Below are 22,200 nucleotides of genomic sequence, written 5' to 3'. Positions count from 1 at the left end.
ACACACCCTTATCCTAGCTACAATTGCGAACAAGTATACATACACCCCAAAGCGAGGGGAAGTACTGAGCGGTGTATCACCTTATGCCAAGTTAGAAATCAGCATATGGAATAATAGGTGTACCCGGAAATTCGAGTGTTCCGTAAACAGGGTTAAAGTAATAACGGATATAAAGTTGACCAAAATTAGGTTCGTAAAAGTCAGAGCGGTCTATAGCTAAATAACCACCAAAAAACCAATGCGGAGTTATTCTGTACTCAAAGCTACCCTCTAAATTGTACGATACGCCCGCACTGGTATCTGAATTAAAGGCAGGGTCTACACCGGTTTCAAGTTGGCGAACAAAGGCTTCTGCTTGAAGTTCGGGATCATTTGGGAAAAAGTCTATTGCTTGAGTTTTAGTTTGTGAATACGACAATCCCGTTCTTATGCGGTACACAAAATCATCGCCCCAACGTGCATCGTAGGTTAAAGGTGCCGATAATCCTATATAATTTTGAGGGCTGTAGTAACCACCATGACCCCAGGTTTCCTCACTTAGATTAAACTTATAAGCCCAATGTAATAAACTTGCGCCAGCAGTGAATACGCGTTCTTGATTACTTATTACACGGTAATAGGTTCCGCCCATTAGACGGTAGCGTTGGTTATCTTTTACGTTTTGGCCCTTATATAAAGTAAAGTCGGCACTGGACCAGAACCCCCAATCACCTCCTAAATCATGAGAAATGTTTGCAGTAAAACCGGTTGAGCGAACTCCACCCCAAAGTTTACCCGTATTGACATCCTCAAGGCCAGCATACGATAGCACCGAGCTAGTGATTGGTCGTTTTTCTAACTCAAGGCTGTAACCAAAGTCACCAAAATCATCGGAGTAATTAATGCCCCAAACAATGTCTTCAATTAAAAAGCCTAATGGCGTCGTTCCTATATCCATACGCCAGTTTTCATTTTGCCAGCCGATACCAATATCCACGCCACTTTGCTCAGGGGTTACTTCTTCAATACCACAGGTAAATATACACAAAGCGCCCTGACCATAGCGGCTACCTGCAAATTGCTCATCAAAACGTGTAGTTTGAGCGCTAATATTAGTTGGATCTATTTTTACAAAACCTTGGCCTTGCCAAAGCGGAAAGTACGCTTCAATTGGGACTAAACCAGCCCCTAAAGTGGCTTCGCTTTCGGTACTGGTTTGGCCGCTAAAATTTATGCCAACAGCAACGTAAGCTTGATTTTTGTTTTGCTGACGAAGCAACTCACGCTTAGCGTTATTGATATACCATTCGTCGCTTTCATTTATTTTAGAAAGTGAACTGTAGAGTTCTTTAGCGTCTAATGTTTGATTAGACGTGATGGTCTCTGTGTACCAAATTTTAGCTTGTTCTGCTTCGTTAAAATTACTGGCAACTTGTGCGCCTAAGTAGCGAAGCTCAGCATCATTTGGCGATTTTTCAATAAGCTTTTGAGCTAAATATACTGCATCACCTGAATAATTAAAGTCATTTAATGAGAGCATAATTTGGCGTTGAAAATAGCTTTCTTGAGTATTGCTCAGATTGATCGCTTGTTGTGTGATTTCTTTCGCCTTATAATCATCACCAATCTTTCTATATGCTTGAGCAATAGCAATAAGAGCTTGAGGTTCAACCATTTTATTATTTTTTACTTTTTGCTCGTAAAAAATAACAGCTGCCTGGTGCTGACCAAGTGCTAGGTTTGCATTAATTAACGCTGTTGTAATAGCTGGGGGGCTTTTGTATTTTTGATCGAGCTGATTAAGTTTTGCGATTAAATTACTACCGCTATAGTATCGACTAAGGTAGGTGTTTTGTAATTGCATATATTGATTAATGTCACTCTCTGAAGCGTTTTCAGGCAGTGTATAGTTTGTAAACCATTGCTTAACTTTTTGATCATCGCTTTGGGCTAAAAGCCATTCACCATAAAGCAGGTGCCAATATGGTGATAGGCTAGGTTCGTCATTTAATGCCGACTTTATGAGTTTTATAGCATACTTTTGCTCATCTATTTGATACCAATTAAGAGATAATTCTGCTTTCATCACCGGTGTTAGATTTTGTGCTTCTAAAGCACTTAAATGGTATATAGCATTAGCTCTATCATTACTATTTAAATATTGTTGGCTTTGGGTTAAATATTCATTGAGCTGTAGTTGCTGCTCAAGGGCCATTATGTCAGCATTACGAGCTTTAAAGGGAATAAACTGTAACGTATTTAACGCACCATTATAATCATCAATTGCACGTAAAAATAAAGCATGGCTGTAACGCAACTGCGTATTAAGCGGAAATTGCCAAAGCACATTATTAAAAAGGGTACGGGCTTCTTTTACTAGCCCTTTTTGTTGATATATGAATGCTAAATCGTAGTATAACCAAGGTTGATCTGGAGCCATCTGAATAGCGTCTTTTAGTATTTTTTCGGCTTTGTCTAAATCACCTTTTTCAGCCAGTGTATTTGCGTTTTTTCGATAAATACTACTGAGAGATGCCAAATAAGACTCTCGAATTACTTCCCTTTGTGCAAAGACCAATTGGTTAAAGAAAGAGTTAAGTGCGTTTTCATTTTGTTCAAGCTCTGCTATTTCGAGTAGACCAAATAAAGCACTTTCATTTAGAGGATCATTTTTCAGAACAACCTGGTAAATAGCTGATGCTTGTGAGTATTCTCCCTGAGAAAACTTAATCAAACCTCTATTGTACAAAACAGTTTTTGGGTCTTCCTCTAGTTTATCGGCTAAATTAAGTTTTAACGTTGCTGTTTTAAAGTCATTTTTATTTATAGCTTCTCTTGCTTGACCAATGTAGAGCCAAAACCGTGCTGTTTTTGCTAAGCCTCTAAGCTGTTCTCGTTCTTCAAAGTTTGAAGTATAGTTCTGTGCTTCAGTAAAGTAGTTGTATGACTTCAGATTATTGCCCAAACGTAGATAAAGTATTCCAAGACTACGCATTATTTTTGAATCTTCCGGACGCGCCTTGAGTGCTTTTAATAATAGGGGTTCAGCAGTTTCTAATTTATTTTTTTCAAGTAACTTATCACCTTTAATCCATAGCTGATAAGCAGGGTCGGCTAATAAAGTTTGTCGCGTTTTTAATTTTTTTTTGAAATCTTGGTATTGTAATTCACCTTTGCCGCTAAAGGGATAAAATGTAAAGTAATGTTGAAATTGCTCGTCAGTGGCGTCTTCTAGTGGCATATCTTTTAGCGCTGCGAGCCAAATGCTTTCTACTTCATCACTAAAGCGTGACATAACACCGTATTTTTCTAAGATATACAGTGCTCTATTATCACTAGGGTTACGTCTAAGTAAATGTCTTGCGTATGCAATTTCAATTAGACCTAAATTAGAGTGGCTTTTTAGCAGTTTTTCGTAACTGTTTTTGACAGCTTGCCATTGTTCGTCATCTTGAGCGAACCAGCTTAGGTGTTCAAGTTCATAATCTAAGGTAGGATAGATATTAGTAAAAATGACGCTGTATATTTTTTGTGCTTGCTTGTACTGGCCAGCACGTGCTAATAGTTTCGCTCTTTGAATTTCGGCTTTATCTTTACCATTTACATTCGATAATACTTTGAGTTTTTTAACGCATGGTATTTGCTTTGTTAGCCTATTATCTAGTTTACTTAAAGCTAAATTTGCTTTTTGTATATCACCATTCATAAAACTGTAATGGACAAGAGCACACTTAGTTTCAATGCGGTTAGGGGCTATAGCAACCAACTTTTGCAAGCTGTCGTCTATCAATTTTTTATTTTGTTGCGCCTCACCAATATTTATTTGGGTTAACAACCAATTAACTGATTCTGTATCAATATCATTGATTGTTTTAGCACCTAACCCTGAGCTAAGTAGTAATGTGCAAACAAGAGTAAACCTTAATGGCATTCAGTGCTCCACATTGGTTTTAGTGTCCCATCTGCTGTGATTTTAAAGCGTTTGTTTAGGGTGCTTTCTGCGAATAAATTTAATACGCTGTCATAATAACGACTTTTAGTGAACGATTTATCTACCATTAATTTTTGTTGTATAGCTATAACAAATGAATCATTACCTTTTTCAGCAAGTAAAGGCAAAAGAGCAGCATTAAACCCTAAAGGACCTCTTTTTTCTGATTTGCCAGATTTAGCATACGTATTTAAAGGAACATGTCCTCGTTCATTAATTGTTTCTATAAACGGATCAAACTGTGCTAATAGCTCTTTTTTATAGGGCGCATCTTGTGCCAACATACTAGCCCAAAGGTAAACTCTGATAGCATTATAACTTCCTAGGTCAGTATTTTTTTTGTCATAGTAAAATCCACGATTGCTATCAAACATAACCCAATCAGGACTAACTCCTTTATTTGCTGTATTTAAAAGAAGCTTTGCTGAGCTTTCATGAAGTTCATGCCAAGGCGAGTTAGGATATAGTTTTTTAAATTGCTGATAAATAAATAATGGTGAGTAACTTGGATTTAATTTATAGCGTTTGTTATCATATTCAAAGCCAATAGGGGCCGGTAATAATGATAAACCCAGTCCATCAATGTATGCTGTCTCTTCTCTTATAATACGCTTTGCAAGTACTGCAGCAAGGACGCTATAACGGCGCTCATTCCATAATATAGCGGCTTGCGAGAGGCTGTAAGCAATCCATAAGTCAGAGTCTGACGCTGGGTTTGAGTCTAAAATGCCTCCTTTGTTGTTGTCTTTATTAATACCCCATTTCCACGCAGGTAAGCGAGTACTTAAATCACCTTCAGATAAGTGCTCTTGGGTCCAGTCAAGAATGTTATCAAATGCGGCTTTATCGTTTGCTACAAGTGCAAAAAATAATGCATAAGATTGCCCTTCAGAGGTCGTAATACTTTGCTCACTTCCTAAATCTATTACTCTACCTTCTTGAGTAACGAAATGTTTTTTAAATACCTGCCAGCCCTGCCAAGGGTCACACTGAATAACCTGAGCTTTTGCACTAAAAGTAAACAATACAATCATGGTAAAGAGTGTGTTGATAAGTGATTTCATTACTTATCTCCTTCAGCTAAACGTTTGTAAGTTAAAGTTTGTAATAATTTCCAGAGAATAAATGAAATTAATAGTAACGTTAGAATAGATAATAATGCCAATATAAAAGGGTGATCAGATAAGTGAAACCACACTAGTGTATGAATAGGAATATGTCCTACAAAGTATTGTTCGTCTGTTTGAATCGTTTTAATACCTTGTGAGTTTATTACCGTGGCACTGCCTTTAATTTGGGAGAGCTGCTCTGAGTTCATCAAGGCATCGTTTAGCAAAGTAAACGCGTTTTGTGTGGTTGCGCTCAACGATACAATTGAACGGTTAGAGTCAAATGGCGATTGAAATCCAGTAATAACAGCCATATCGCCGCTACTTTTAATACTTACTTCTATTTTATTATTGTTAGCTTTATCTTCATAAGCGCCGTTGTATATAGCTTGTTTAATAGCTCGCTGGTTATTGTTTAATAAAATATTTATTTGCGCATCTTTTTCTAAACCATGTACAGCACTTCTAGGTTTTGCAATAACTAAAATATCTTTATTATCTAGATCAGCGTCATCGTCTAAATACGCCACGCCCATTCTATGAGATGGATACCCAGTTATTGCACCAAAGTGACCAGTTAAATTAAATAATATATTCAGCATATTAGGGGTAGACTGTTCATCTATTAACACTAATGTTTGTTGTAAATCTGCATATTTGGTAAATGGAAAGCCACTATTAGCGAATACATTTAAGTCAGGTAATGCAATATAGTGATCAAACTCACTTACATCAATGCTTGAGTTACCTTCAATTAAACCGTACTCACCACCGGGAGGCACGACTGCACACTCACCTTTTTTTAGTACGCCAAACCTAAAGTCAAAATTAAGCTCATTACGATTAGCTAAGTTTATACCGCTAAGCGAAAAGTCTTTGCTTTGAACTATCTTTTTATTAGAGATTAATGGCAATAATGTTTGTGTTTTTTTAAGTAATGAGTCTTCATCATTTAATAAAAAGCCAGTAATAAACTTTTGATTTATTAGCAAATTCAACCGCGAATCAATTGCTTCACTTTCTGGTGTACTACGATATTGGAGCGTTACTGGTATCCCTTTTTCGCGCCATGTAAATAGATCAGGGGCAAAGCGAACATTGAGTTTGACAGGACCATTTTTTTGGCCTTGTGCTTGAAGTTGCGTTGGGTAGTCAATAAGTTCTTCAAATTGAACGGGGCGATCGTCTCTAAGCCAGCGTGGTGCGTCGTAAGCTTTACGAAGGGGTAAGTTATTTATTGCTTCAATACCTGCACTACGGCCTGTCATCACTTTATGCCCAAATACTAAACCTGTTACCGCTGTTTTAAGATCTTTTTCGTCACGGCCTAATATTAACAGCATTTTTTTGTAACGATTAATTGGACTTGAGATAAGCTCTACTCTTGGTTTTGTAACGTTGGGGTAATCTTTTAAAAAATCTGGCTTTGAATCATTTGTCATAAATACAACACTATGCTCATCTGGGGCTTTGTTATAAATTACAGGGAAGTTAGCGCCACGCCAGTCCGCCTGTGCACCAAACCAGCTGGATAAAGTAGCCGCTGCTTCGATAGCCTCTGTATTAGGTGCTTTTTCAAATATAAAAGGAAGATTAAGTTTGTTGTAATCTTTTGCGTCAAAAAAAGGTGCTGGTAAATATTCCAAACGGCTATCAATTGCTAACTGTTTTTGATTAAGTGTTATACTGCTTGATCTACTAATTTCAGTCCAGATAGAGCGGTTAAAGTCATCTTGGCATCTTAAGTCATAATAACCAACTAACTCAAAACGAATTTGATTGTAATCTTGAATATATTTTGCGTTTAAATCTAAGCTATGGCTAACCGTGTTTTTGACTATACTAAGTTTGTTAGTGATCGGTAAAACAGTTACCAAGTTTTCGTTAAAGAAAACTTTTAAATGTGACACACTAGCAATTAGTGAAGGAGAGTTTGTATATGAGAAGTTAAGTTTCAGGGCTGTGCTTAACTTGTCAATTCTATTAGTAAAGTCGACACTAGAGCTATTATTCACTCCATCGAGTTTAAAGCCTGTAAAACCGAGTTCCTCAAAACTTAACTGCAAGCCCGATATATGAGCATCTTCTGGGTAGCCATTAGAAAAAATAGATTTATTGTTCATTGGCTCAATAGCATTTGCATAATTTGCAGTACTAGTGAGTAATAATATCAGGGGTAAATAAAGCAATTTTTTAATCATATATGTTATGCACTATCGGTCTTTTTGGAATAAATGAGTTAATGTAAATAATTAAATTAGTCATAAATTTAATTATAGGCTGTAAAACTCTCGGGGCATGAAACAATAAATTATTAAATCCTCTCAAGCTCGTTTTTTGTACTTCTTTGAAACTATATGATGGACGATCATGTCTGAAATTATTCTGCCAGTCTAGCCATGCGTCTGCTCTTGAAAACGTACACTGAATAAATGCACGTTGTTTTTCAAGAGAAAGGTCTTTAATAGTTAAGCCAATTTGTTTATCACGAGTATTGCAAACATAGGTAAGAAACGAAAATTGTTTATTACCACGACTCATTAATAATTCTATTTTATCGTTAACATTACATAGATGAGTATGCTCTGTTTCTACACCTACCCCGTTATCAGAGTAATCGGTAATTTTAACCTTCAATGTATGACCATTTTTGAGTCGAATTGCTGCAGGAAAGTTTGCTTTTATGCGGTGTGAATGCCTAACTTGACGCGCCTCTGCGGCAACGGCAACAGCTGCACCTAAAATAATAATGTTATAAATTGCCCATGCCATACTTATTAAAAGCACCCCCAGTTGGGATGGGTCCCCAAACAACAGGCGAAGTATACCGACTAGCATACCTATTAAGTTAATTAATAATAGTACTAAATAGGGCTTCGAAATTGCCCAGTCGTAATGCTCTTTATTGTTCAAGCCACCTTTTTCTGTCACGTTAAATTTACCCTTTTTAGGATTAAATAATGCTACCGTGGTTGGTTTAAGTATGTACCAAGCAAGAACTGATTCGTAAACTTCGCCCCAAAATGAATATCGGTACTTCCCCTGAATACGCGAGTTGGTTGTTTTTACTTGAATAAGCGTGGGTACGACGTAAATAAAAATAGCTAAAAAGGGAGCGTATATTATGTAGGCATTGAAGTATATGAGTGCCAAAGGCGCCGTTAAAAAAACAATTCGAGGAATACCTGATAAAAAGTGCAGCATTGCATTTAAGTAACATAAACGTTGTGGGATATTTAGCCCTTTACCAAATAAGGGGTTATCGAGCCTAAATATTTGTGCCATACCTCGAGCCCATCTAATGCGTTGTCCTACATGCGCTGACAAACTATCAGTAGCAAGGCCTGCCGCTTGAGGTATATTGATATAAGTGGTTTTGTAACCCGCACGTTGCATACGAAGAGCCGTATGTGCATCTTCTGTCACAGTTTCGAATGCAAATCCACCGATGTCATTCAGTGCTTGGCGTTTTAAAACAGCACACGAGCCACAAAAGAAAGTAGCGTCCCACATGTCATTACCATCTTGTATTAGTCCGTAAAATAACATGTTTTCGTTGGGGATTTTGCTGTGATTGTTTAAGTTTCTTTCAAACGGATCGGCAGAAAAAAAATGGTGAGGTGTTTGTACCAAGCATACTTTACTGTCTTTTAAAAACTGTCCCATAGTCATTTGTAAAAACGAGCGAGCAGGTACGTGATCACAGTCAAAAATAGCAATATATTCGCCATCTGTATGACACATTGCACTATTTAAGTTGCCAGCTTTTGCGTGATTATTGTCTGGGCGAGTGAGATAGCCTGCACCGGCCTGTTTTGCAAATTCAGCAAACTCTGGACGTTTACCATCATCAAGTATGTAAATATTTAATTTATCCGCTGGCCAATCTATACTCAGTGCAGCAAGTGTAGTGGTCTTTACAACGCTTAATGGTTCGTTGTAGGTTGGGATGTATACATCAACAGTAGGCCACGAATCAGTATTTTTCGGCAAAGGCGCTGGCTTACGTTCCAATGGATTAATAGTTTGAAAAAAGCCTAAAATAAGTACTAGCCACGCATAGCTTTCTGCAAGTAATAATCCAGCACCTAAAAAAAGTGCTAACGGATCATCCCAGTTTAACGTTTCTGTATAACGCCACCACAAATATCGAGATGATGTTGTAACAGATAGTGTAATCATAATAATTGTTGCAAGTTGGCCTTTTACTCTTTTTAGTGCGTATGCAACCAATAAAATCAAGCTAATAAATACTGCTTGTGCTTCTAGGCTAAATGGGATGGTAATAAACACAGCTAGTAAAAACAAAATGAATGATATAATTATGTACTTTATGGGTTTATTTTGCCAAACACGAGCATTAACCATCGTTTTTAAAGCGCTTTTTTCAGTTCGTTTTCTGTTTTTTGACAGTAAACGTTTTAAAAGCTTGCCTAACTTTAGGTCAAACCAACGTAGTTGACTTAAACAATAGCTAGCGCCATTGTAAAAAATGTGAGCGATATTTTTTGAGATTAACTTTGAATTAGATTTAGGCTTATTAGCATAAAATAGCAAAAATATACTTTGTATAAAGAAGCGAATTATATTCGTGTAGATATAGCTTCTATAAGGCAACATCAAATGCGGGTAATAATTTTTCAAGGCTAATTCAAAGTTAGTTTTGTTATTTTTTATATCAATAAATAATGAGCTAAAAAGTGTAATAAAAGGCATTGTAAATGCTTCAATTACATTTACTTTATGTTGGTTAAAGTAGCTATAAAATTTTAAAAAAATATAGCGAACTAGTTTGTCAGTGAACAGGATACTCAGTAGTATATAAAAAACACTGTGGATAGGGTGTTTATAAAGTAACGAAAAGCTCATTGTTAAAAAGCCACTTTACTAACTAGCCACCCAGCCAGTGTTTCAAAGTCATCATTGGCAACACTATAAGGTGCACAATTTAAGGCTACGTTTCGGTGGGCTGTAGACTCTTTAATAACTTCATCAAGATTAATGAAAAAAGGTGCTATGAAAGGGAGGGTAGACTGCCACAGTGAATAAATATCGAATTCAAGTACGGATGCTGCATTATAACGGTTAACTAAAAAAAAGTGATTCCAATTAGATTCAACGTTTTGTAGCATTTGCAGGCGCTTGTATATCAAACTATGACAAATTGCATCACATGTTACCAGTTCAATTAGAATATCTTTTGTCTCTAATGCAAGCTCAGAAATATCAATGTGTGACGGGCAATCAAAAAGCATCCATGTTCCTAGTTTGCAGTCAAGCTTGGTGCAGTTTTCAACGATTGTTTTTATATCATTAAGGTTAGCATTTTTATCGCCAAAGGGTAAAAAAATAACGCCATCGCTATCTTTGTAAAAATGAGTCAACGCTTCTTCAAAGCTATCTGCATTACTCCAGCCCTTTGTAGTAGTCCACTTTAAGCCAAAGTGCAAACCTAAATCACTCTTAGCATCTAAATCTATTGCTATAACATCGACATTTGATTTTCTTAAAGCACAGGCAAGGTTTGCAACAACAGAGGTACTACCTATCCCGCCTTTAATTCCTTTGATAAAAATTCGTTGCAATGGAGATACCTTAAATAAATCAATTTGAGAGTGATTTTAGTGCATTATCTATTTCTTTTAATAATGCGTATTTATTTATTGTCTGCTTATTTTTTTGCGTATTTACAATCTCAATGTAATCATTACTTTTCCCACCAAAGCGCTTTGCTAAGTTTTCAATATCGTTTGACGTAAGAGTCTGTGAGTTTTTAACAATTAAATTATTCATTGCAACCCTAGATAGTATCTTAATTATTTTTATAATAAGTGGACAATATTTGTCTATTATATATAGAATAATGGGCAAAACTAGTAAAAAAGTATTTTTTATAGGGCTTTTTAAGTGTATAACTTTGACATAACAGGATTAGAGTCAGCTGCGAAAGAGTTAAAATCGGCTTCAAGTTATGCTATTTTGGCTCCTTTAGACAATTTTGTGATTGAACTTGCGTTACATTCAATTAAGCAAAGCAGCATCCATGATATATATATAGTTTCTCAGGAAGTTGAGTCATTTTTTGAATCTCCATTTGCAGAATCGTTAAATTACGCATACGAACACAGTAGGGTCTATCCATTCTTTATTTCATCACAAGCACAAAAGTACAGTCTAGAGCGTATTAGTAGAGGAATAATTAAAGAGATAAGCGCTTATAAAAAATTAACTAATTCACTTGTATTTATCCACTTTAATACTGAGATTCTTAATAGTGCGAGTGATGACGATTTAAATATGATAGTAGAGAAATATAATGTTTTTGCAAAAAAAACGGGAGTTACTTTACTTTTTTTAATTAGTGGTCCGGATGTTACCCGCTACCGTTTTTTAATAAGGCGATTAAATTCATTGTTTAATGGATTAATTTTTGTTGATAACGACTCGACTATGCGAGTCCTTGAGTATGATTATTGGCACCATAGTCAAGGTGTAATTGCTGACGTTGAATATCCGTTATCATTAAATAGTGGTCAATTTAGTACTCAAAAAGTTGTGAGAAACGAACATAAGTCATTTAAAAGTGTAAAATTTTATGATGAAGATGATGTTTGGTTAGCACAAAACGCGGTACCAGCAGGTACAAAATTACCGATTCGTTATCATACTGTAAAAGACAACAACGAATTATTCGATAAAGGCCCTAAACTAGAGGCTGCCACCTTGGTGTTTGCGGTTACACGTTATACAGATTTGGCGCAGTTAGGCCGCCAGTGTTTTGAGCTTAGAAAGAGCTGTGGTAGTTGGTTAAAATTAGTGATCCAAAACGTAGATGGTATTATACGCCACCAGGATGAGTGCTTTTTTTTAACGCTAGGTGTTAACCTTATTTTATACAGCTTCTCTGAGCCCTCTAGGTTATTATCCCAAATTCAATCAATTCAGGGGTTCCAGTTTTCAAGACCTTTACCCTCGTCTGTAGAGGATGTTTTAAAATACACAGAAAATACCTTTTCAAAAGGGTATTTACCGTTTATTGAGTTTACAAAGCAAGTTGAAATACACAGTAACTCGGCAGTTAATTTGGGGGTTAGTGGGGTACTCGTTAAGTTAGAGCTTTTACCGCGCATTGAACCAATTCACCCTTTACATTTATTTCAAATTAAGCGTGAGGGTGATGTGTTTAGCATTGCAGAAAATACGGTATATTTATACTTGCATGCATGCAGGGAAAATGATGTAGGTAATGCGATTAAACATTTGTTTAAATTAAAAATAAGTGATTTTTTCGTTCAGCAAAATGTGTTATCTGACCACTTTCATATTCAACAAGAGTGTAAACAATTAAGACGGTTATATGTAAATACAAATCTCGTTGATTATTCACAGCAGCTTGCTGATAATCATAGTTATGAACCCGAGAAAAATACTATGGGAACTATTGCTGATGGATTAGAAACCCCTAAATTTATAAACAAGGCTAGGTCTGATGCGGTGTCTTTTAGGATGAGGTTAAAAGGATAATCATGAGTGTAGATCAATTTTTAATCACAGCTTTTCTTGCAATGATATTGGGTATTTTATTGTGTTTTTATGCGACTCTACTCTTAGTTAGAATCAAAGAGTACTATATTAAGCTTACCTTTAAACACGAAGTTCTTGAGCCATATATACGAATAAAAAAAGAAAAGGATGAGCAGTGAAATTATCTGGCTTAGGAGTTTGGAATCTTTATTTTTTAGTTAAGTTTTCTCTTTATTATTATGGTGCAATTGATTTTAATGTGCTGACTAATGCAGCGTTTGCTGCGATGCTCGCTATTAAATTACAAAAACCCGTATTAGAAAAGATAAAACATTTTATAGGCGGTTGGGTTGCAGTTATATTACTCTACGACGATTCGTGGCTACCGCCAATTAATCGGCTAACAAAGCAGGCTGGTAATGTTCAAGACTTTAGTTTTGGTTACTTTGTAGAGTTGTTATCTCGCGTTATAAATTTGGATATGTTTCTGGCACTGTTTGTTGTTACGGTTTGCTTCTGGTACACCTCGCAATGGGTGCGGTTTACGACAATTACAGTGGTTGGTTTACTTGTTATTGGCTGGCAAAGTAAAAATGAAAATACAGTTGAATTTGCAAATACTACCGATGACACTATTTCAGTTCTAAACAAGCAAAGCAATACGCAGGTTAAGAAATCACCAGAGCAACAATTAAGAGAATTTTATGAACAACAAAGCCAATTAGTTAGTTATTTTCCCAGCGAAATTAATGGTGAATTGTTTGATGTAATTGTATTAAATGTTTGTTCTATGGCCATTGCTGATTTAAACGCCATAGGTGTTGAGGTTACTGATATGTTTGAAGATTTTGATGTGGTATTTTCAGACTTCAACTCAGCAACTTCTTACAGTGGCCCGGCCGCAATTAGGTTACTTCGAGCAAGTTGTGGTCAAACTAGTCAGAATGCGTTGTTTCAAGATGCGTCTGAGCAATGTTACTTATTTAAAAACCTTGAAAAACTAGGGTATCAAAGCAGTGTTGTTATGAACCACGATGGCCATTTTGATGACTTTAAAGGCTTGATCAGCAAGTATGGTGGTTTAGACAGTAAACCATTTGATACTGATTCTTTGCCGATTGCTCAGTATGGATTCGACGACAGTCCAATTTACTCAGACGCAGCTGTACTAAATGACTGGTTTGACAAAAAAGCTAAGGACTGTAAACCATGCGCTATGTACTACAACACAGTAAGCTTGCATGATGGTAATCAGTTAGCGAATAGTGCTCGTATGAATAGTTTGGAAAGTTACCCTGTTAGGCATGCTAAGCTGTTTTCAGACATTAATAGTTTTATCAAAAATTTACAGAGCAGTGAGCGTAATGTGATGCTGATGGTGGTGCCTGAGCATGGTGCTGCTTTAGAAGGAGATAAAGTTCAATTTGCTGGTTTACGAGAAATCCCTAGCCCTGCAATTGTCTCTGTTCCAGCTGCTATTAAATTTATAGGACCAGACATACAAAGCTTATCTCAAATCGTGATTGACGATTCAACAAGCTATTTTGCACTTTCAGAATTAGTTGCTAAAGCACTTGATACTAATTTTTTTGGTGGGAATAATACAGCTGCTAACTTAGTTGATAACTTACCAAAAGCGCCAAAGGTTGCTGAAAACTCGGGTACCATTATGATGTATATTAATAAACGTCCTTATATTCAGCTTGATGATGGTGACTGGTCTGTTTACCCGCAAGTTAATTAATTAGATGGGTGGATTTCACAACAGCAGCAATGTACCAGTGCAATACTGCTGTTATTCGTTTTTCTTTTTAAATGTTTAGTTTGTGCAAATTTCTTTACAATAGACTATGCTCGTAATCATAGTTAGCGTATTATTCACGCCAACTAGTTTTTCCTGACCTGAGGGTGTATGCGTTTAGATATTCACTGTGCAGACCGAATAGGTATTGCTCAAGAGATTCTTAATATTTTAGTTAGCTACAATGTTGACTTAAAAGGGATTGAGGTTGATTCAGTTAATTGTCGAATGTATGTGAGCTTCCCTGAAATAGAGTTTGAACAATTTCAAAAAATTATGCCATCAATTCGCTTAATTGATGGTGTACATGATGTGCGTACCACAGCGTTTTTACCTTCTGAACGTGAACATAACGAATTAAACACCTTACTAAGAGCACTTCCAGATGGCGTTATTTCTATTGATGCTAAAGGGTGGGTGCGCTTGTGTAACGACGCTGCCTGTAAAGACTTACAACTAACAGAAAAAGACGTTATTGGTGCCAATATCAATAATTTACTTAAAGGCTTTAATTTTACTCGTTGGTTAGAAGGTAAAGAGGTATTAGGGCAAACAACTCGCGTTGAAGTTGCAGGGGAAGACTATATTGCTGATATTCTGCCTATTGCAGTACCTCAAGGTAGTGAAGGTGATGTATTAGCTGGAGCGGTTATTAATATAAAATCGCAAAGCCGTTTGGGTCAGCAAGTGAGTGCTTTTAGACGCTATGGCCAAGAAAGCTTTGCAACTATTCATAACTTTAGCACGGCTATGCGCCGTGTGGTCCGCGAAGCGCGAAAAATGGCGCAACTTGAAGCGCCTATTCTTATCACCGGCGAAACAGGTACAGGTAAGGAGTTATTAGCCCGTGCTTGTCACTATGCATCTAACCGCTCAGTAAAACCATTTATTGCTTTATCGTGCGCCTCATTGCCTGATGATGTCGCCGAGTCAGAACTATTTGGCTATGCTGGGTATGAGGAAAACGCCGCACCTAAACGCGGTGTACTTGAACAAGCTGATGGCGGAACGGTATTTTTAGATGAAGTGGGTGAAATGTCGACTCAACTTCAGACTAAATTGCTGCGCTTTTTACAAGACGGTACATTTAGAAAGGTAGGTGATGAAAACGAAGTTAAAGTAAATGTGCGTATTGTTGCTGCGACCCAAAAAGATTTACCAGCCATGGTTCAAGAAGGTGTATTCAGAGAAGATTTATACTATCGGATTAACGTTTTAACGCTGGAAATTGCGCCGCTTAGAGATCGTAAGGCGGATGTTGGACCACTTGCTGAGCACTTTATACAAAAATATGCGCAGCAAAATGGTCATGCAGTACCTGAATTATCTGAAGAGTGTTTAACGTTTTTACAAGATTACCCTTGGCCTGGTAATGTTCGTCAATTAGAAAATGCGATTTACCGTGCAGTATCGTTATTAGAAGACAGTGAATTGCGAGTTGAGCATTTACAGTTACCGACCTTTACCCACGATTTGGGTTATTTAGAGTCTGATTTTGAAGGCTCGCTTGATCAAGCGGTTAAGCGCTTTGAAGCCACCTTACTTCGTAAGCTTTATCCAGCCTACCCAAGCTCACGTCAGTTAGCCAAACGTCTTGGACTAAGTCATACTGCGGTGGCTAACAAACTACGAGATTACGGGATTAATCGTAAAACGGTTAAAGTTTAAAGATAGATACCCAAATATCCTCATTTAGTGATTGATTCCTTGGTTTAAAAACAACCAAAGGAGTCAATCGCTATGATACACTGATAAAAACTCAACTGGTAAGACCTCTACTGTGAACTTATATTTTAGACTACTACTGTTATTTTTTAAAATTAAACGTAATCGTGACTATCAATCGTTATTAGATACGGTTGATATAGACTACAAAGCATTACCAAGTGACTGCGATATTAATTTGCATTTAACCAATTCACGCTATTTAGCTGTCATTCCGCACTCTATTTTTGAATTAAAATCGTTCAATAACTGAGCATGATTTTGCCTTTTGTTAAAAAAACTTCTTGACGCCGATCCCGAGTTTTGATCTATTACTCTCTTTTGAGAGCACAATATTATGCCTGTTCCTTATTCTAAAATACTCGACCACCATGGTCTCGTCGCTGGTTTTTGTCATAGTCTTGGTTTTGCTGATATTATTGATAAGGCTTTAGGGGCGCGGCTCCCGAGCGTAAAATCAGTTGTGGCCAACTGGTGACTGCAATGGTCTTAAATGGTCTTGGCTTTACTGGCCGAACCTTACATATGTATAGCGAATACTTCAGAAACAAGCCTGTCGACCGGCTCATTGGTGAAGGCGTGTTACCTGAGCATATTAACGATGATGCGCTAGGACGATGCTTAGATAGTTTGTACGAATATGGTGTTTCCAACTTGTATCAACAGTTAGGCGAAGCCGTTGTTACTAAGCTTGGTTTGGCAACTGAAGCTTTGCATCTTGACTCGACAAGTTTCCATTATGATGGTCAAGCCACTGAGGACGATGAGCCGAGGCACATTCGTATAGCCAGAGGTTATTCACGCGATCATCGACCTGAGCTTAATCAAGTGATATTAAATCTTATATGTGAGAATCAGTCTGGGATCCCCGTATACATGAAACCGGCCAGTGGCAACAGTAATGATATGGAGGGTTTCAAGCAGATTGTAAAAGCGCATATTGGCAGTTTAAAAGCCGCGCAAGCGAGCCGTTATTTAGTGGCGGATGCTGCGCTTTATGTGAAAGAAACGATTGAGGATTTAGACGCGCAAGGCCAATTATTTATTACTCGCGTACCGCAAACACTCAAAGAAGCGAAGGCACTGATCAAACAAGCTCCAACCTTGATGTTTACACCTATTTCTCAAGGTTATGAAGGCGTCAGTTATGACAGCGAGTATGGTGGTGTCAAACAAAAGTGGCTACTTATTCGCAGTGAACAAGCTTACAAGCGTGAGCAACACAATTTGAACAAGCGCATGTTAAAAGCGGGCGAGCAAGCGCGAAAAGACTTCAAACTGTTAGGCCAACAACGCTTTGCCTGCGCACAAGATGCGCAAACCGCCCTTATAAAATGGCAAGACAAGCAAGCGGTATGTAATGTCAACGCGCAAGTAACAGAAGTCGCTGTTTATGCGAGTGCCGGACGACCTAAGTTAGGCGAGTTACCAACACGCATTGAGTATCAAATCACGGGCAATTTATACACACCTCTAGCCTCGCGGCAAAGCGCTTTAGAACAACTTGGACTGTTCATTATTGCCACCAATGATGTCAGTGAGGGGCTTGATATGGCAAGCTTGCTGAGCAGTTACAAAGCCCAACAGAATGTTGAAAAAGGCTTTCGCTTCTTAAAAGCCCCGACTTCTTAACGAGCGCCATTTATCTTAAAAAACCGGAGCGTATTGAAGCGCTATTGATGGTGATGACCTGCTGCTTAATGGTATATGCGGGCTTAGAGCATCAAATTCGTACAACCTTAGTCGAGAAAAATTGCTACTTCCCAAGTATGAAGTACAAACCCGAGCAGCGGCCTACAGCGCGTTGGGTATTCCAATGCTTTGAAGGAATAGCGGTTATATATTTACCAGACAAAACGGCATTGGTAGCCAATTTAGAAACGCGTAATCAGACCATCATTGATTGCTTAGGTGAAAAGTACCAGAAAATTTATTCTTAAAATGGGTGCGGAATACCGGATTTAGCGATGATGGACTTGTCGCGTACCTGGATGACTGAACGGGTTGGTTTGCTTAAGCAAATAATGAAACGTCGTTGGTTTCCTATTGTTAATGCGACAGCTATTACCTACATCCGCGATATTAAGCCAATGCAACGTTTTACTATTAGTACGCGTTTGGTTGGCTGGGATCATAAATACTTTTACATTGAACAAAAGTTTCATTCTGAGCGGGGCTTACATGCCATTGCTTATGTGCGCGGCGTGTTTAAAAGTAAGAAAGGGGTGGTCAGTGTTGAGCATATGCTCGAGGTTGCAGGCTTTGACGGGGTTGCCCCCATTTTACCGGCTGAAATAATTCACTGGAAAGAAATGTTAGAGCAAAAAAAAGTAAATAACTTACCTCGCTAAACACAGGCAAAAAAAAAGGCCTAACGGCCTTTTTAACACACACATAAACGTTATTAGAACGAGTATTTAAGACCAAACATAGCCACAACAGGGTCAAGTGACACGGTCGAGGTTAATGCTTTTGCGCCATTAGCGTAAACTGTTGCATCAGTATCAATATCCATAATAGATACCATAGCGTGTAGGCCCCATTTCTCGTCAATTTTGTAGTTAGCACCCACCTGTGCAACAAAACCAAATGAATCATCTAGTTTTACTTCTACATCATCAGTACCTAAGGTTGCTTTAAGCGCAGCTGAAGGTTGTTCGTCAAAGAAGGTTGTATAGTTAATACCAACACCAACGAAAGGACGAAGCGCGTAGCTGCTATCTAAGAAGTGGTATTGTGCAACCAGTGATGGTGGTAAATGTTTTATATCAGCAATTTTATTTCCAGCTAAACCGCCTGTACCTTCTACGTCATGAGAAAACGGCGTTGCTGCAATAAGCTCTAGTACCCACTGTTCGTTAAATGCGTAATCTACAGTAATACCTAGCTGTGTATTTGAATCACCTCTTAAACCCAGCGTGGGGTCTTCATTAATTTTTGAGCCATCGTTATCTGGGTTAACGTTAATTGCGCCAACATTAACACTGAAATTAGCGTGTGCTGCAGGAGAAAGAGCCAGTAAAGAAGTAAGTATTGCGATGCTTAATTTAGTTTTCATGTTGTTCTCCGTGAACTACTGTGTGACTATTTGTTGATTGAGGCTATTATTGCGTATGGCTAAAAATAAAAACCTGTTCTAGATCAAAGTTTCAAAAGGGGATGAGCAAAGAGCCTCTATTTATTGATTTAGATTAAGCTTTCTCTTAGTTATTAATTAAAAATTATTGACTGTTCACGTAAACACACGCAATAAACGAAGTATTCAGAATATAATCAGCTAGTTTTGTTAAACTAAGGCTATGTCCACAGTTTAATAAAAGTAAGCGACCTCATGAATCCCTCTGGTCATCTATTTCTTCAAGGATCTATAGCGCCAAAACGCTATTAAAATTAGGCATTCCGATTATTTTGATTAATATTCTGCAATCTGCTTATCAACTGACTGATGCTTTTTGGGTAGGGCGATTAGGGGCTGCGCAAGTGGCTGCGGTTTCTATTAATATGCCGGTTACCTTTTTGGTTATTGCGATAGGTTCTGGCTTGGCTATGGCGGGGGCAATTTTATCGGCGCAATATATGGGCGCAGGCCAGCAACATAAAGTGAACCACGTGGCAGCGCAAACGGTGTTAATGGTTACATTTACCGCCTTAGTATTAGAGATAGTGGGTTATATACTTTCACCGTACTTTTTTAAAATTGTTAGGCGTTGAACCTGCTGTTTATTGTGATCCGTTAAAGTTTATGCATGTGTCGTTTATTAGCGTTATTTTTGTGTTTATTTACGCTATGTTTCAATCACTGATGCGGGGTATTGGGCAAACTAAGGTGCCTTTAATTATTGTCAGTTCCACTGTATTACTTAATTTTATACTTGATCCGTTATTTATTTTTGGCTGTGGCCACTTTGAAGGACTTGGCGTTATGGGGGCTGCGTTGGCCACATTAGTAACCCAGAGCTTGGCGGCGCTTGCGGGTATTATTATCTTTTTACGCGGCCGCCATGGTATTGAATTACAGTTGAAGAGTTTCTATCCCGATTGGCACTATATTAAACGTGCTTTTTTCTTAGGGGCGCCTGGCTCTATTGAATTATCAACACGTGCATTTGGCTTGATCATTATGTCATTTTTAGTCGCCAGTTTTAGTACAACGACTATAGCAGCTTATGCTGTAGGCTCTAATATTTTGCAAATGGTGATGATCCCCGCTATGGGCTTATCAATGGCGGTATCAACCTTGGTGGGGCAAAATATGGGCGCCGGCAATATTAAACGGGCTGAGCAAATAACGAAGCTTGCCAGTATGTGGGGATTAATAGGCCTTTCTTTTGTTGGGGGCATTGCTTACTTGTATGCTGATACGCTGGTGGCATTTTTTATTCCCGAAGATAGCAGTGTAATAAATAAAGGCGCGCAGTTTGTTCAAGTGATGTGTTTAAGCTGGGGGGGGAATTGGTGTTCAGCTTTGTATTGTTGCTGCTTTTCGTGCCTCTGGGAATATGCTTAATGCCATGATTATCGCGTTATTATCACAATGCGTGGTGCAGTTTCCTGCCGCTTATATTCTTTCTAATCACACTTTGCTTGGCGATCAGGGAATATGGTATTCGTTTGCAATTACGAACATAACCATCGCACTGATAGTGTTCGCTTGGTTTATGCGTGGCGCATGGAAAAAAACCAGATTAACCAAAGAAGATAAACACATTGTGCAGGTGACATGAGAAACATTAATAGAAGAGGGCACACGTTAGCCTGTATTTTCATAATGCGGTCATAAAAAGTCGTTGTAATAAATACACTGCTAAAACGAGGTGTGTTTATTATGACAAAAGCTATCAACAAAAAAGTACCCGCGCCGTACTTAACTATTCCACAGTTAAAAACGCTCAGTCACTTACAAACGCTGATCCGATTTAAGTCAATTACGCCTAATTCAGCAGGTGGTATCGAGTGGCTGGCACATCAGCTAACTGATTTAGGTTTTAGCATTGAGCAGTTTAGTACCCATAATGTCACTAATTTAATTGCTAAAATATTTTTTGGAGCAGGCCCTGTAATGGCATTTTCAGGACACATTGATGTAGTACCTGCAACGCGAGATGGTTGGTTAGCCGATCCATTTGATGGACACATAATTAACGATGCGATTTATGGGCGTGGTGCCGCCGATATGAAAGGAGGTATTGCCGCAATGCTCAGCGCAACGCAGACCCTAATAAACAGTGCGCGACAAAAGCAGGGGACCTTATATTGGTTGATCACCTCAGATGAAGAAGGGGAAGCGGAATATGGTTCACTATTGATTGCAGAGCGTTTAGCGCAACAGGGTGTTCAACTTGACGGTTGCATTGTCGGCGAGCCAACCAGCCACTTGCAAGTAGGTGATACAATTAAAAATGGCCGTCGAGGTGCACTCTCTGCGCGGTTAGTGGTCAACGGCAAAGCAGGGCATGTGGCTTACCCTGAAAATACCATTAATGCCGCGCATGTAAGTGCAGAAGTAATCAAGCGTTTGACTGGTATAACTTGGCAGTGTGACGAGCCAAGTTCGCAGACGAGTTTGCAAGTAACTGGAATTAATATTGCTAATGTTGTTGACAACATAGTGCCAGCACGGTGTGAAGTGACATTTAATATTCGCTATAGCCATGGTTATAAAAGCAGTGATATAAAAAATGAAATTCAACTTGCTTTAGGTGATTTACAGCCTTTACTGAGTGTGCAGTGGGAGCGTCCGTGTGAGCCTTTTTATACGAGTCACCAAACGCACTGCTGTTTATTAACTCAAGTTGAACAAGCTATTTTTAATGTAACAGGCAGTTACCCTTTACTAAGTACTAGTGGTGGAACTTCTGATGGACGGTTCTTTGCCAATGATTACACCCAAGTAATTGAATGCGGAGTACGAAATAATACCATTCACCAAGTTAATGAACATGTGCCTATTAATGACCTACTAAAAATTGAGAAAATATATACACAATTATTAGTAAATATATTCACTCAACCCGATAGTAAGCATGTGTGATAAATACTAAAGCGCCTAAACTTAGGCGCTTGAGTAAACG

The 22,200-nt window shown here is 38.1% G+C and carries 13 protein-coding genes and 3 pseudogenes; 9 read left to right on the top strand and 7 right to left on the bottom strand.

Features of this window, described 5'->3' with window-relative positions:
• Positions 1–91 precede the first annotated feature (91 nt).
• The 6 genes from KG708_RS06925 to bcsR are packed head-to-tail and all read right to left on the bottom strand — an operon-like array spanning position 92 to position 10,872.
• Positions 92–3,910, bottom strand: a complete 3,819-nt coding sequence (locus tag KG708_RS06925; RefSeq protein WP_213608701.1) for a cellulose synthase subunit BcsC-related outer membrane protein — start codon at positions 3,908–3,910, stop codon at positions 92–94.
• Entirely contained in the window at positions 3,901–5,034 is a 1,134-nt protein-coding gene (gene bcsZ, locus KG708_RS06920) for a cellulose synthase complex periplasmic endoglucanase BcsZ (protein WP_213608700.1), read from the bottom strand. The genes KG708_RS06925 and bcsZ overlap by 10 nt, the downstream gene beginning before the upstream one ends.
• A complete protein-coding gene (bcsB, locus tag KG708_RS06915; protein WP_213608699.1) occupies positions 5,034–7,280 on the bottom strand; it encodes a cellulose biosynthesis cyclic di-GMP-binding regulatory protein BcsB in 2,247 nt (748 codons plus the stop codon). Before bcsB ends, bcsZ begins: the two co-directional genes overlap by 1 nt.
• A complete protein-coding gene (gene bcsA, locus KG708_RS06910; protein WP_213608698.1) occupies positions 7,273–9,948 on the bottom strand; it encodes a UDP-forming cellulose synthase catalytic subunit in 2,676 nt (891 codons plus the stop codon). Before bcsA ends, bcsB begins: the two co-directional genes overlap by 8 nt.
• A gap of 2 nt (positions 9,949–9,950) precedes the next feature.
• Entirely contained in the window at positions 9,951–10,664 is a 714-nt protein-coding gene (gene bcsQ / locus KG708_RS06905) for a cellulose biosynthesis protein BcsQ (RefSeq protein ID WP_213608697.1), read from the bottom strand.
• Positions 10,665–10,683: 19 nt separating this feature from the next.
• Positions 10,684–10,872 carry a BcsR/BcsP family cellulose biosynthesis protein gene (gene bcsR, locus KG708_RS06900; protein WP_213608696.1) on the bottom strand — a complete coding sequence of 63 codons (189 nt, stop codon included), beginning with the start codon at positions 10,870–10,872 and terminating at the stop codon, positions 10,684–10,686.
• 114 nt (positions 10,873–10,986) lie between these two features.
• On the opposite strand from bcsR, the gene bcsE reads away from it, so the two are divergent.
• The 6 genes and pseudogenes from bcsE to KG708_RS06870 form a co-directional block, all read left to right on the top strand.
• Positions 10,987–12,603 (top strand): cellulose biosynthesis protein BcsE, encoded by a 1,617-nt coding sequence (gene bcsE / locus KG708_RS06895; protein WP_213608695.1) that lies wholly within the window; start codon positions 10,987–10,989, stop codon positions 12,601–12,603.
• A 175-nt stretch (positions 12,604–12,778) separates the two neighbouring features.
• Positions 12,779–14,347, top strand: a complete 1,569-nt coding sequence (gene bcsG, locus KG708_RS06890; RefSeq protein ID WP_213608694.1) for a cellulose biosynthesis protein BcsG — start codon at positions 12,779–12,781, stop codon at positions 14,345–14,347.
• Positions 14,348–14,515: 168 nt separating this feature from the next.
• Positions 14,516–16,072, top strand: coding sequence for a transcriptional regulator TyrR (gene tyrR / locus KG708_RS06885; RefSeq protein WP_213608693.1), 1,557 nt, complete (start codon positions 14,516–14,518; stop codon positions 16,070–16,072).
• Between the two features lie 112 nt (positions 16,073–16,184).
• A pseudogene (locus KG708_RS06880) lies at positions 16,185–16,343 on the top strand (thioesterase); the annotation flags it as partial.
• A 123-nt stretch (positions 16,344–16,466) separates the two neighbouring features.
• A pseudogene (locus tag KG708_RS06875) lies at positions 16,467–18,069 on the top strand (IS1634 family transposase).
• A 21-nt stretch (positions 18,070–18,090) separates the two neighbouring features.
• Positions 18,091–18,480, top strand: a pseudogene (locus KG708_RS06870) (acyl-CoA thioesterase); the annotation flags it as partial.
• Positions 18,481–18,533: 53 nt separating this feature from the next.
• On the opposite strand, the gene KG708_RS06865 reads toward KG708_RS06870, so the two are convergent.
• The gene (locus KG708_RS06865; protein WP_213608692.1) at positions 18,534–19,187 is read right to left on the bottom strand and encodes an OmpW family outer membrane protein; all 654 of its coding nucleotides are present in this window, start codon (positions 19,185–19,187) and stop codon (positions 18,534–18,536) included.
• Between the two features lie 350 nt (positions 19,188–19,537).
• On the opposite strand from KG708_RS06865, the gene KG708_RS17545 reads away from it, so the two are divergent.
• From KG708_RS17545 to dapE, 3 genes are all read left to right on the top strand, one after another.
• On the top strand, positions 19,538–19,840 hold the full coding sequence (locus tag KG708_RS17545) for an MATE family efflux transporter (RefSeq protein WP_301003329.1): 303 nt from the start codon (positions 19,538–19,540) through the stop codon (positions 19,838–19,840).
• Positions 19,827–20,636, top strand: a complete 810-nt coding sequence (locus KG708_RS17540) for an MATE family efflux transporter (RefSeq protein WP_301003328.1) — start codon at positions 19,827–19,829, stop codon at positions 20,634–20,636. Before KG708_RS17545 ends, KG708_RS17540 begins: the two co-directional genes overlap by 14 nt.
• A 318-nt stretch (positions 20,637–20,954) precedes the next feature.
• A complete protein-coding gene (gene dapE, locus KG708_RS06855) occupies positions 20,955–22,160 on the top strand; it encodes a succinyl-diaminopimelate desuccinylase (protein WP_213608691.1) in 1,206 nt (401 codons plus the stop codon).
• The last annotated feature ends 40 nt before the right edge of the window (positions 22,161–22,200 follow it).

The organism is Pseudoalteromonas sp. (assembly GCF_018402495.1).
Lineage (GTDB): Bacteria > Pseudomonadota > Gammaproteobacteria > Enterobacterales > Alteromonadaceae > Pseudoalteromonas.
The sequence above is the reverse complement of the archived record's forward strand: the minus strand, read 5'-3'. Positions and strand labels throughout refer to the sequence as shown.